This is a genomic window from Prevotella sp. E9-3, from assembly GCF_022024015.1.
Lineage (GTDB): Bacteria > Bacteroidota > Bacteroidia > Bacteroidales > Bacteroidaceae > Prevotella.
In genome coordinates, this window is sequence record NZ_CP091786.1 from 3,450,669 (window position 1) to 3,464,680 (window position 14,012).

Sequence of the window (14,012 nt, forward strand, 5' to 3'; positions counted from 1 at the left end):
CGTTTATCGAACAATGTTCTCTTTATTGGTTATCGAACCACTTTCTTCTTTCCGTCAATGATGTAAATGCCCTTCTGCAGGTGGTCGGCATCAATGCGCACACCGTTCAGCGTGTAGGCCTGTTGTTGGGGAACTTCCACCTTGACAGTGGTAATGGCGGTCTTCTCGGCCTCGGTCATAAAGTCTGGTTCCAGGTAGCCCATATCGCTCTTTCCGTCCCAATTGGGCTTGGTGTACTTATAGGCATACACATGCTTGGTGGCATCGCTGGCAAAGACGATGGTGCCGCCCATATTGCGCAGGGTGTTCACCAAATCGCCCTTCTGCAGGTCGATATGGGTGCAAACCACGGGCTCGGCATTCCATGCATCCAGACGGTAGAGACTGGTGGCATAGCCGCTCTCCACGATATTCTCCTCATTCCACCAGTACATAGAGCCACCGGCCACCACCTGCTCTTTCACCCAGTCGCTTAGCGTGCCAGGGCGCCAGTTGCCATACTGAGGCCAAACCTTCTCGCCATCGGTGCACCATAGTTCGCCACCATAGTGATTCTCATTGGCAGCATCGAAACCGTGAGCGGCACAGAACATGTAATAACCATCGAACACACAACCGGGATCTACAAACGAATTGTGGTCGATAGAAGGAGCCTCATCCCACACATCCATATATACATAGTCGTCTTTCTGCATGTTGGAACCGGCTAGCTCATAACCGCCGGTAGCATCCCAGCCGCGCCACCAGATACGGTCTTTATACACTTCCCAACTGGTGCCGAAAGTGCCGGCATGATAGCCTATTCCGTTCTCGTTCTTACCGGGGTGAGTATCTTTCACCATATAGGTATGCTCATCGCCGGCACCGTCAGGTTCATTGGCCTTCACTGCCTTTGTACCATCGGTAAACCAAGGCTCGCCACCAAAGTCGGGTGTCCATGCCTGGAAGAAGCAACCCTCGTTCTTATAGTTCTCCAGATTGTCGAGACCACTGTTGCGGGTATAGCCTTCGGCATAGCCCCACTGCCCTTCAGGCCAGCGCTCCCAGTTGATATCCATCACACAGTAGGTTCCTGTCTCGGTACCATCGGTGACCCACAGCTCTTCACCGGTAGAGCCATCTATATTGTCGGCCTTGAAAAACACGCGACGGCCCACACGCACATAGGCAGTATGAAGGGTGGTGTTGTCCTGTCCGGGCCAGCGCATATCCACTTTGGCCACGCGCTTGGTACCCTCAACGGTGCCATCGGTAATCCAAAGCCAGCGCTGCGGTCCACGGTCGGGATCGTATTCAGAACTTTCATCATCATAGGCAGCAAAAACGGCACGTTTCTCATCCATTTGGATAAAGGAAACGGGATTGGCTCCAAACATATAGTCGGTGAGCATGAAGGTTCCTTCGGCAGTACCGTCGCTCACCCATGCCTGCACATCATAATCATCTGTATAGGCGGCAAAGAGCACCTTATCGTTCAGTCGGCCCAAATAGCCGGGATTGGACGAACCGTTGCCAGGAACAATGTCAGACACCAAATGTGTACCCTCCTTCGTTCCATCCGTAACCCACAACTCTTCACCATGCTCGGCATCGGTAGCGGCAAAGAAGGCCTTATAGCCTTTCTCGGGCGAACCGGCCACCACAATATTCTTCTGTTTGTCCTGTTTGCGTTCAGGATTCACGTTGGCCTCAACACCATCGGGGAGTACGTCAACAAGTTCACCCTCAGATTGGGCAGATGCAGCACCAGCTGTGAACAGCATGACCAAGGTCAAAAAAGTTTTTACCTGTTTCATAAAAAGTTTTTAGTTTTAAGTTTTTATAAAAAAAATAAGTTAGCGATTATTCAGTTGCAAAAGTAGTGGAAATCCTGATTTATGGCCTGTAATATTGTTTAGAAGGTCTGTAATATTGTTCAAAAAGATAGAATAAAAAAATTGCTGCACTGAAAAACAAATTCCAGTGCAGCAACCATCATATTACTTACTTAATTTCACACTATTCATTGCATCTTCAGATACATTACAAAATTCCTTGTCATAGAAAGAAAAATTCTCAAATTCCCTAATTCTTGATAAAAAATCACTTCCGCAATCAATTATCAATTATCAATTATCAATTATCAGAACTATGAACTGTATAAGTTCCGCTCTCATACTTCTTCCCTTCCGTCTGTCCGGGCAGGATGACAGTAGCGGTGGCACCCTTGGGAATGGTGAATGTCCATACCCACTTGTCGCCCTCGTAGTGCCAGCTGCTCTTGATGAGTCCGGCAGCCGACTGATATTCGGCGTCGAGATGACCCAAACGCTTGTCGGGCACGGGGCGCATGATGATGTGACGGAAGCCAGGCTCGGCCGTATCGGCAGCAATACCGGCAGCCGTTTGCCACAGCCACTGGCACACACAGCCATAGGCATAGTGATTGAATGAGTTCATGCCCCGCGGACCCATACCGCTATCGAGGGTATAACTGTTCCAACGCTCCCAGATAGTGGTGGCCCCGTTGTCGATAGAATAGAGCCAACTGGGGTTCTTACGCTGGAAGAGCAGCTCGTAGGCTATGTCAGACATGCCATTGTCGGTGAGGGTCTGCATGAGGATTGAGGTACCGAGGAAGCCTGTCTGCAGGCAGTTGCCGTGGGCGGTGAAGTTCTCGCGCAAGCGGACAATCATGTTCTCTTTAGCCTGTCCTTCCACCAGATGATTCTTCAGGGCAAAGAGGGCGGGCGTCTGCATGGTGTTGAGAATCTCGTTAACAAAGGTGCCGTCGGCACGGAGGAAACGACTCAACAGCTGTTCGCGTGCCTTAGCGACCATCGCTTCATAGGGGGCTGCATTGCGACTGGTGGCACGGGCCATATCGGCCATCATCTGTGCGTCCATAGCCCAATAGCACAGGCTCAGGTAGTTCCAGTAATCAATAGCATCAGCCTTAGGCTTTCCATTCTCAAAGGCAGTGCCGCCACAACTCTCCAGAGGCTCATAACTCAGCCAGTCGGCCCATTGATAGTTGCCGTTCTCGGCTATGAGGGCCTGATGGTCGTATTGGGTCTCGTTGATATGCTGAATGAACTTATCCATGGCAGCCCAGTTCTCATCGATGATGTCGGTATCGGCATACTGCTTCCAGATGGTCCAGGGAACAATCACGCCGGCATCGGTCCATCCCAGACGGGTGCACTCGCCGCCATACTGTGCCGTAGGTGCCACACCGGGGAAACCGCCCTGCTCGTTCTGAGAGTCACGCATATCGCGCATCCACTTATGGAAGAACTTACGAGTGTTGGCAAAGAAGGTGCCTGTTTCGGTGAACACCTGTGTATCGGCGGTCCATCCCAGGCGCTCGTTGCGCTGAGGGCAGTCGGTGGGCACCGACAGGTAGTTGGAGCGCTGGCCCCAAAGGGTGTTCGAAATGAGCTTGTTGATCAGTTCATTGCCCGTAGTGATGGTACCCGTTTCCAGTTCCTTGGCTATAGAGGTGACGGGAACAGAGACAATAGACTTGATGGTGACGGTGTCGGTGGCTATGATATCCATATAGCGATAGCCAAAGAAAGAGTAGCGCGGCGTGTATTTCTCTATGCCCTCGCCGGCAAAGGTATAGCTGATGCGGGCACCAATAGCACCCATGCGCAGGTTGTCACGATGAACACTGCCCTCGGGACCGTCCATGCCACGGCTCTTTGCGCCATTGCCATCATTGAGCAGTTCGCCGGGCAGACACAGCAGCGTGGTGTTTCGGCGCGCCATGAACACAAACGAAGGTACGGCAGCACAGTTCTGACCGAAGTCAACCACCAGGTTATCGCCCGGCACAAGGGTAATCTCTTCGTCGGGACCAAACTCACTCTCAATCACCACTCGGCCAAATTCCTCGTTCTTGCTTTCGGTGAAATGGCGCCAGATGTAGGATTTCACGGGCTTCATGGCCAGATCGGTGCGGTGATAAACCTCGGCACCGTCGGATGGAAGGATATCGCCATTGAACTCGGTATTCTCCTCGACAGCACCTTTCACCTCGAAGCCCAATGGCTGGCGGGCGTCAAACTCCTCGCCATCGAAAATGGCAGCATGCTGCACCTTTCCGGCTATGCCAGCCTTCCACTGGTCGGTGTTGGTACCATAACGACGGGTAGTGCCGTCGGTATAGGTGATTTCCAGTACACCGCGAAAGGCACATTTCTTGCCTATCATACCATCGTGGCCCCAGGGAGTAACAATTTTGTCGCCCCACCAACCGGGTGTCACCTGAGCAGCCAGCACGTTGGTCTCGCCGCTCTTCTTATTTAATAATGGTGTAATATCGTAGGTAAACGAGCGTTTGGTCTTGCTGTGATGGGTGAAACCGGGACGCAGCACCTCACGACCAATCACCTGTCCGTTGACATACAGTTCGTTGATGCCCAGACTGGTAATCATCCAACGGGCCTTCTCAACATTTGCATCATTAATAACAGTGGAGAGAAACCAGCTGGCACCATCGGCAGCACGACCATTGCTATCGTCATTGATAGCACCCTGTACAACGGGGGCGTCAACAGCCGAAATCCATTTTGACGACTGCCAGGCGGCATCGTCAAGGGGTGCAGTACGCTCAGCCGTCAACGGTGATTCTGAACTGGAGCATCCCCACACAGTCATCATTATTGAAGCTATCCAAAAAGACTTCATAATGGTAAGAATAGTTGTTTTGTTCATCATTACTTCAAAATACAGTTTTAAGTTTAGTGGCACAAAGTTATGATTTTAGCGAATGAAATAATAAAAAAAATTGGTCAAATTATATCACTCTTGTTCCAACGCCGCCCGGTATCCCAATTATCATAGCCGTTATAGCAAATATTATAGCTGCTATGGGCATTTATCAAAATTATTCATACTATGGCCCTCAAAACTCGAGCCAAATTCACCAAACGTGAAGTCGGTCGGAAATACACGAGTTATAATGCGCCTTGCTTGCAAATCACAACTCACTATGTATCAGTACGTTGTGAATACGAACAAGGTTTCTGCGAGGTATGATGCAATCAACGTTCATCATACCGAACAATACCCCATTTTCAGCCTGCAACCACCATTCTATTGCAATGCAACCACCATTCTACTGCAATGCAACCACCATTCCATTGCAATGCAACCACCATTCTATTGCAGAACAACCACCATTCTATTGCGAAGTAAGTACCATTCAGTTGCAATGGAGGTTGCATTCAGTTGAAACAAACTATTCAGTCAACTGTTCAATTACAATCAAATTTGTTCAAAAAAACGCTTTTCAACGGGAAAAAAAGCGTCATTTGCCCTAAATTCACCAGCTTTTTACACAAAACGTCGGCAGTAAACTCGCATGGAAGGGCTAAAACGAAGCTATTTTATGCAGAGCCAGAGAGCAAAATTTTTGTCAATATTCTTCATATAAGAGACCCACTAGTACGACTCTGTGTTAATTGAAAGGTCAGATGGGAGAGATGGTACTACGAATCTCATCTATCACCTTCTGCTGCCATTGGATAGCCAAGGGGAATATCTCTGGTTTTGGGTTCTGAGGCATTTCTAACCATAGGTGTATAGGCTTCGATGATGTGCCGCCAGTCATTATTGCTCATGCCAGGATAGCGTTCGCCAAACGTTTTCTGAACCTCAATCTGCAATTCGCCGTTAGTGATGCTGCTATCCATGTGAAGCCGGTCAAAGATAAGATTGCGTATATCCCTGTCGTCCTCAACATTCTCCAACTTCTTGTATGACAACATCAGTCCGCTATATACCGAATCAAACACACGATTGTTGATAGCAGCCATGAAGTCAGGATTGTCCAGATAGTAACGGCAGAACTCCGTGTTCTCGTTCAACATACCGGCCACAATCATCATCAACGACGCTGCACATTGCTGCATAGCCGTTTCCTTATTGCTGTTCTTGGCCGCATTGACAAATGTCTCGTCAGCACGCAGACGCTCAGGCAATTCTTCTAATTGCTCTTTAGCCTTTTCCATATTGCTGAAGTGAAGATTGTTCCATTCGTTCAGAATGTCGCTTAACTTCACCAAATCCGGTTCTTGTGGACCTTGAACTGTTCCTACAGGTATTGGTGAAATCTCTGAATTCTTATTCTCTAATTCTATCTTTTTCTCATCATTCTTTATCAGGCGGTACTTATCAAAATCAATAGAGTCCAGCAACCCTTCGGTAAAGTCCTCACCTGTCAGTTTGGGCAGTTTATGTACGAGCAATGAGAAATAAGTATCCAACATTTCCCACTCCGTACTCTTGAATGGCATCACTGCAGCTATAAAAGGATAAGTGCGGAGGAATCCCTTGATACTGCTCTTCGTGGTTATCTGCATATTCTCGTCAAGAGCCTTGAACCGTTCCACCGCCTTGTTCACTATTGGGTCAAGTGTTTCTCTTGGAGCATTGCTCCAATACTTCTCATTCAGCAGTCTCACCTCTTCCTCTGTATAGATATTAGCTTCTTCTATCTGCATCAGCAAATCGTTGAGTTTGTTAGGATCTGTCTCTTTCGAGAGAATCGTGGTCTTATAGAAACGTTGGAATGATTTTTGAATATCATCAGCATCATTAGCGAAATCCAGTACGAAGGTATCTCGCTTTTTGGGATGACAGCGATTCAGTCTTGATAGCGTCTGCACAGCCTTCACATCCGTAAGAACCTTGTCAACATACATCGTATGCAGCAAAGGCTGGTCGTAGCCTGTCTGGAACTTGTCTGCCACTACCAGTATGCGATATGGATCATGCTCCATGTTCTCCTCAATATCCTTTGAGGGGAAACCGTTGATGTCTGCTTCCGTCACATCCTTTCCACCATAGTTCTTCGAGCCAGAGAAAGCTACGATAGCCTTGTATGGACTCTTACGCTCTTCCAACAGACGCTTGATTTCATAGTAGAATTCAATAGCTCTGAGTATGCTGCTTGTTACCACCATGGCCCTTGCCTGACCTCCTACTTTTCCCTTGTCAATAACTTGGGTATGGAAGTGCTCCACAATAATACTTGCTTTCTGCTGAATCGTTTCAGGCTGACTTTCCACAAAAGCACGCAACTTCTTCATGGCTTCCTTCTTGTCGAACATGGGATCGTTCTCTACCGCCTTCACTATCTTATATAATGAGGTATAGGTGGTATAGTGCGCCAATACATCCATAATGAAGCCTTCTTCAATAGCCTGTTTCATGGTGTATTCGTGGAATGGTTTGTGGCCTATTTCTCCATCCGGCTGTTGGAAAGGCGTGCCAAACATCTGCAGCGTTTTGTTCTTGGGCGTAGCCGTGAAAGCATAGTAGTTCGCATTCTTCACCATTTTACGTCCCTCAATGATGGCAGTAAGGCGGTCTTCTAAATCCATCTCGTCGTCACCCGCGTTACCGCTCAATGCTATATTCATCTTGGCACTCAGCGAACCATTCTGACTGCTGTGCGCCTCGTCGATGATGATGCCAAAGCGCTTGTGCTTCAGTTCACCACCGATAGCCTCCAAGATGTATGGGAACTTATGAACAATAGTAATGATAATCTTCTTGCCACTCTCCAGATGATTTCTCAAAGATTCTGCGCTGTCTGCCCAAGCTACCAAGTTCTGCAGGCGTTTGAAGGCCACAATATTATTCCTGATCTGCGTGTCCAGATTCACACGGTCTGTCACCACAATCACACTATCCAGCAATGCCTGTGTTCCGTCCAACAATCCTACCAACTGATAAGCCAGCCACGTAATAGAGTTTGACTTACCAGAACCTGCTGAGTGCTGAATCAAGAATCTTTGACCTACACCCTTGGCTTTTGTCTCTGCCAACAACCTACGCACACAGTCCAGCTGGTGATAGCGAGGCCATATCACGCTTTGCTTCTCTGTATTCGTCTTAGGGTCGAGCTTCTTGATTACCTGTGCATAGTTTTCGATAATATCCGAAAGCGACTCCTTTGCCAATATCTCTTCCCAGAGATAGGCCGTCTTCACACCATTGGGATTGTTGGGGTTGCCAGCACCACCATTCACACCTTTATTAAATGGAAGGAACCACGATGATTTGCCACTCAGCCAAGTACACATTTTGATGTCATCGTCATCCACAGCGAAATGTACTGCACAGCGCTTTGGTGCCAGCAAAGGGTCCTTTGGGTCACGGTCCGTCTGGTATTGCTTCACGGCATTTTCCACCGTCTGCCCTGTATAGTGGTTCTTCAGTTCCATGGTGATCAGTGGCAGACCATTCAGCGACACCATCAAGTCTATGCGATTGTCGTTCTCCTTGCTATATGCCAACTCCTTGGTGATGCAGAAAATATTCTTCTTGTACAGCTCCTGCGCTGTGGGGTTCAGTTCAGAAGGAAGAGGATAGTACATGTCGAAGAGTTCTGATATATAGCGGAAGCCCTTGCGCAGCACATCCGTCACGCCACGATTAGCCAACTGCTTTGCCAACTCCGTGAAGAACCTGCGTTCAGATATCTCATTGCCAAAACATGCCGTATTCTCCACTTTCTGTCTTTGCGTTGAAAGTAGGAATCGCTTCACTCGCTCCGTATCCAGAGCATAGTCTTTAACGTAGTCATTGCTTGTTCCCTCTTCATATCCTTGCTTATCTCTCAAGTAAGCAAGAATCATGTCTTCGAGGTTCATTTCACTTACATTTGTCGGCATTGTCTTTATCTTGTTTTATTAACGTCTTAATTCTAATCAAGACAATAGCGACACAAGAAAGCGATTATTGCTTTTGATACAATTTCAAAGGCTTTCGCTCTGATGAGCGGATACTGAGAACCGTAATTTTTCTAGTATTATAACGAAAGATGATTGTAAATCCCATCAAATAGAAAAAGCGAACATCACTTCGAGTTGAAGGGCTGCTTGCTGTAGGAGTCATAGCCTTTTGCCGTAAATCTGCCAGCAGACATTTCAACAAGCGACGACTATAAGTGTCATTTCCATTACGTTCGTCATAAAACTCCAGAATTTTCTGAAGTTGTACTGTAGAACGCCGACTAAATTCTATTAGTCGAGCCATTTCGCAAACATTGTTTTAAACTCGCCCATAGAAACGACTTCTCCACGCTCTACTTCAGCCAATTCTTCCTCAATATCAGGAGTGACCTGCAAAGTCCCATCAACTATGTTAGCATAGTCAACGGTTTCGGGCATTTCATAGTCTGTAACCATTGCCGTAGCAGCAACAGCTTCACCAGCCGTCATCACTTTGCCGTCCTCTTCGTCAATCCTTGAATATGGTTTTCTCTCTTTCATTTGCGTTTATTTCTGCTGCAAAGATAGAGCTAATAATCAATAATTCCAAAGATTTCTTTCACTTTCTTGTGCCGCAATGTCAAAGACCTCTTTTCTTGCACAGCTTTTCAGCCACACCTTATTTTATATCATTTCGTTTTGAACATTTATCTGTCCTGTTACGCAGTCAGCAATAAGTCGCTGCTTATACTCTTTTAAATAGTCTATTTCTGATTGTAGCTCAGAAGCAAGTTTATCTATCTTCTCGCACTTCTCTTCGATGTAGGCGACGATGGATTGTTGCTCGTTGAGAGGTGGAATAGCCAATTTCTTTTGTTTTAATGAACTCCAATCTAAGTTTCTCTGGATGGAACCAATTCCCTTTGAACATATATAATAATATGCAACACACGAGGTTGAACGTAGTAAATAATTTGCATATAATGGATTCAGCTTTGATGACATTTCAAATATGAAGTATGCAGGACTTATTATACCTCTATATCTTGAAACGCCAACGGAACCTCTCCACGCTTGTTGATTGTTCAGAACAAAATCACCAATATCTACTAGTTGATATTTTGATAAGTCTTTACTCGTTGGGTTTGTTCTTTTATTGTTATCTTCAGAAAATCTAATGACTCCTCGATCAAGATAAACAGATAGTAACTCTTCATTCACATGGTTACATATTGATTTTTCTTTAAATAAAGTTGCAAATCGATATTGTACCCAATGCTCTGGTATTTCCCCAATCCACGAGATGCCACTATCCTTCATCTTCGCATCAGGATTCAAGCCTTTAGTGACAGCATCGGCAATGGTTTTCTGTTTCAGTTCCTGAAGCAGTTCTATCTCTTTCTCCTTGTCTGCTACATAAGCATCTATCTTGGAAGTCTTATCCTCCAAGTAACTTACAATCTTCTCTTGCTCAGCAAGAGGAGGAAGAGGGATTGATAACGCCATGATTTTTGATGCAGCCAACCCTGGTTGAGCTGCAGTTCCAAATGCATATTGATTCAAATTAATGGCTATTAAAGCATAATAAACATAGTTGATATCTTCTCTCCTAACATAAGTTATTAGAGCATGATCTGTCGCCCAAAATTTTCCGTTATAGTGGTGAACATTACCAGATAAAGCACCTTGCCTTCCAATAAGCAAATAATCACCATCTACATTATATCTGTTATAATAACCCCGCATACCATTTGCACCAAAAACGGGATATGGACCTTCATCTAATATATCTAATGAGGTAATGTTGTTACCGCTTTTCATAGAACAAACCCTCTTTACAGGAATGCAATTCCAATGACTTGGAATCTCTTCGAACCCTTGCATATATGTGGGCTTATATGAACTATACCTCTCCATACTACTTCCCTAAGATTTCGTTCAACAATCCGTCTGTGCGTTCCTCGATGCCACGAATATCCTGGCTGATTTCGTCAATAGTACGCAACTGCTTGGGCTTATAGAAATACTTGGTGAATGAGAGTTCGTAGCCTGTCTCGACACTCTTCATGTCGATGATAGCATCGGGAGAGTAAGGCTTGATTTCGTTCTCAAAGAATCCTTCTATGCCTCCTTCATAACGGAAAGGTATAATTTCCGTATCCTTGCTCTTTTTGTCTATCACAGGTTCACCTTTCTTCATGATGATATTGCCTTGTTCGTCACGCTGTGGCTGATAGACTTTCACACTCCAGTAACCAAACTCGTTGTTAGGGAATATCTTGCTTTGAGGTGTCTCTTTGAAGTCCATCAGCAGCTTCATAATCTGAGCACGGTCTGTATCAGAAGTCTCGCAGTTCTTCTCACCTAAGTTTTTGCGCAAAGGTGTTTTTATCTCGGTGGCATCAATAAGCTGTACAAAGCCCTTACGACGTTCCTCTTTCCTGTTCGTTATAACCCAAATGAAGGTGCCAATACCCGTGTTGTAGAAGTCCTTCTCAGGCATAGCAATGATGGCTTCAAGCAGGTCGTTCTCTATGATATACTGGCGCAGGTTGCTGGCTCCACTTCCTGCATCACCCGTAAAGAGTGAAGAGCCATTATGTACTTCCACAATACGAGTGCCCAAGGCTGTATCTTCTCTCATGCGAGAAAGGTTGTTGGCAAGAAACATCATCTGCGCATCGCCAATATCAGGAATCAAAGAAAGTTCTTTGCCCTCACCATCTAAAACAGTAAAGCGACTGTCCGTAAACTTCTTTTTGTCTTTTTCGTCAAGGCCGCGTTTCTTGAGATCTTCCTTCCAAGGTGTTCCAAAAGGAGGATTGGAGATGCAGAAGTCGTAGGTCTCACCTGGGTGACCATCACGCGATATGGTACTGTCGAAGGCTATATATTCACGCTGCTCTGTGCCATGATGATATTGGAAAGACTTGATATTCTCAGAAATCATCAGGTCTGCCTTGCAGGTAGCAAAAGTATCAGGCTGGAGCTCTTGTCCGAAGATGTTTACCTGAACGTTCTTGCCTTGCTCTTTCGCAATCTCCAAGATACGATCCTTTGCAATCGTTAGAATACCACCAGTGCCACACGCACCGTCGTAAATATGATAGGTATTATCCGTTATCTTGTCTGCGATGGGGAGCACAGCCAAATCGGCCAGCAACTTCACATAGTCACGAGGCGTGAAGTGTTCACCGGCCTCTGTTACGTTGTTTTCCTCGTTGAATTTGCGCAGCAGTTCTTCGAAGATGGTGCCCATTGTGTGGTTATCAAGTCCTGGAAGGCGCACATTGCCATTATCGTCAAGTACCGGTTTGTTAGACAGGTTAATCTTGTCGTCTGTAAACTTCTCGATAATACTGCCCAGACGTTCTGCCTCAGTAAGGTTATCAACCATCTGGCGCAGGTGGAACTTATCGATGATGTCCTGCACATCCTTGCTAAAGCCATTCAGATAGTCCGTAAAGTTCATCTTCAGTCGCAGAGGATCTGTTTCACTCTTCAGTGTCTTCATCGTAAACTTCGACGTATTGAAGAATGGATAACCAGTAACATTATATAATATAGGATCCTGATTCTGGATATTGCTCTCATCAAGCTTTTGCTTCATGGTAAGCAACGCTTCCTTTGTAGGCTCCAACAGCACGTCAATGCGTCGAAGCACCATCATGGGCATGATAATCTTCTTATACTCACCTTTCTCGAAGGCATATACAAGTACATCTGTTGCAATATTCCAGATGAACGAAAACAGTTGGTTATATTGACTCTGATTCATAGTCTATGCAATAGTGTTTTAGGCAGCACACTTGTCATTAGAATGATTATAGGCCTTCTAAAATCAGAGCCTCCAGACATGGAAAAAGCGTAGAACGCTACTTACCCATATCTGGAGGCCGTGAGATTGCCTATAACATCCGGAATAAGTCGTGCCTACGCTATCGCATAGGCATTAACTTGTCTTTGGATGTTATGAATATCTTGTGAATTTCTCAGGTTCCCAGATATTTCCAACAACATTAATGCTGTATTTATGTTTCCCTCAAAAGTCATATCGCCACTCTGCACTCAGAGATTCTGCTGTAGTTTTCACCGTTTACGGTGTGTCGGCGATATTTGATTGCAAATATACGCAATAATTATCTAATACGGTGTATTTTAATGGAAATTTAACCGTCCGAGGCATAGGATTCTGCCTAAACAGGGAACGGAAGGATACATATGCTATATGGTTTGACTTGCTTTTTCTTTGCCAATTCAGATAATAGTCTTAACTTTGCAGGCTGAAAAATAAAAACAGATTTAATTGAACCGACAATGACAATCAACGAAAGGCAAGCCTGTAGATATTCCATGGAAGTTAAAAGAAATGGATGATAAACTGGCGAACTATTATACCAACTTCTTCTAACACCGTGAAGTCATGAGCAAAAAGTCTATCCGTTTTTTTAACGACCGTGAGGTACGGGCCGTCTGGGACGAAGAGCACAACAAGTGGTGGTTTTCGGCTACAGACATTGTGCGAGCCATCAATGATGAGGAGGATTATGTAAAGGCCGGTAACTATTGGCGCTGGCTGAAAAAGAAGTTAAACACAGACGACATTCAACTCGTGAGTATCACTCACGACTTCAAATTCGAGGCTCCTGATGGCAAACAACGTAAGGCCGATGCGCTGGATGCAGAGGGTGTGCAGACATTAGCCATCCACTATCCTAACAATCGGGCTAATGCCTTTCTCAATTGGTTCACCTATAGCGACAACAGCATTGACGGGCAAAGCAAGAAGAAAGCATACACGCTGATAGAGAGTGGTTTGCTCGACAGTATGGAGCCAGGAACGGTGAAATGCCTACAACAGATTCATGCCTACCTCTTCGGCGGACTCTATGACTTTGCCGGGCAGATACGCACCAAGACTATCTGGAAAGACGGTACGCTGTTTTGTCGTGCCGAATATCTGATGCAGAATCTGAGGCTTATTGAACAGATGCCTGAAAATTCTTTCGATGAAATAGTCAATAAGTATGTAGAGATGAACGTGGCGCATCCCTTTATGGAAGGCAATGGGCGTTCTACTCGCATCTGGTTGGACTTGATGTTCAAGAAAAACCTGAAACTGTGTGTCGATTGGAGCCAGATAGACAAGAAACGCTATCTGGAAGCGATGCGGAGAAGTACCACTGACCCAACATACATTAAGGCCTTACTTAACGGGGCAATGACAGATGAGATTGATGACCGTGAGATTTTTATGAAAGGCATAGACTACTCTTACTATTACGAACAGGAAGAATAGCGTAT

8 protein-coding genes are annotated in these 14,012 nt (G+C 45.7%); 1 reads left to right on the forward strand and 7 read right to left on the reverse strand.

Annotation, left to right across the window (positions count from 1 at the left end; translation table 11 throughout):
* Positions 1–29 precede the first annotated feature (29 nt).
* From L6475_RS13335 to L6475_RS13365, 7 genes are all read right to left on the reverse strand, one after another.
* A complete protein-coding gene (locus L6475_RS13335) occupies positions 30–1,796 on the reverse strand; it encodes an ELWxxDGT repeat protein (protein WP_237820844.1) in 1,767 nt (588 codons plus the stop codon).
* A 319-nt stretch (positions 1,797–2,115) separates the two neighbouring features.
* Positions 2,116–4,647 (reverse strand): family 78 glycoside hydrolase catalytic domain, encoded by a 2,532-nt coding sequence (locus tag L6475_RS13340; protein ID WP_237824165.1) that lies wholly within the window; start codon positions 4,645–4,647, stop codon positions 2,116–2,118.
* A gap of 839 nt (positions 4,648–5,486) precedes the next feature.
* A complete protein-coding gene (locus L6475_RS13345) occupies positions 5,487–8,669 on the reverse strand; it encodes a type I restriction endonuclease subunit R (protein ID WP_237820846.1) in 3,183 nt (1,060 codons plus the stop codon).
* 64 nt (positions 8,670–8,733) lie between these two features.
* Entirely contained in the window at positions 8,734–9,033 is a 300-nt protein-coding gene (locus L6475_RS13350) for a type II toxin-antitoxin system RelE/ParE family toxin (protein WP_237820848.1), read from the reverse strand.
* Positions 9,021–9,269, reverse strand: coding sequence for a hypothetical protein (locus L6475_RS13355; RefSeq protein WP_237820850.1), 249 nt, complete (start codon positions 9,267–9,269; stop codon positions 9,021–9,023). Before L6475_RS13355 ends, L6475_RS13350 begins: the two co-directional genes overlap by 13 nt.
* Positions 9,270–9,392: 123 nt before the next feature.
* The gene (locus tag L6475_RS13360) at positions 9,393–10,625 is read right to left on the reverse strand and encodes a restriction endonuclease subunit S (RefSeq protein WP_370641610.1); all 1,233 of its coding nucleotides are present in this window, start codon (positions 10,623–10,625) and stop codon (positions 9,393–9,395) included.
* 1 nt (position 10,626) lies between these two features.
* A complete protein-coding gene (locus tag L6475_RS13365) occupies positions 10,627–12,486 on the reverse strand; it encodes a class I SAM-dependent DNA methyltransferase (protein WP_237820854.1) in 1,860 nt (619 codons plus the stop codon).
* A gap of 645 nt (positions 12,487–13,131) precedes the next feature.
* On the opposite strand from L6475_RS13365, the gene fic reads away from it, so the two are divergent.
* Positions 13,132–14,007 carry a protein adenylyltransferase Fic gene (gene fic, locus L6475_RS13370; RefSeq protein ID WP_237820856.1) on the forward strand — a complete coding sequence of 292 codons (876 nt, stop codon included), beginning with the start codon at positions 13,132–13,134 and terminating at the stop codon, positions 14,005–14,007.
* The last annotated feature ends 5 nt before the right edge of the window (positions 14,008–14,012 follow it).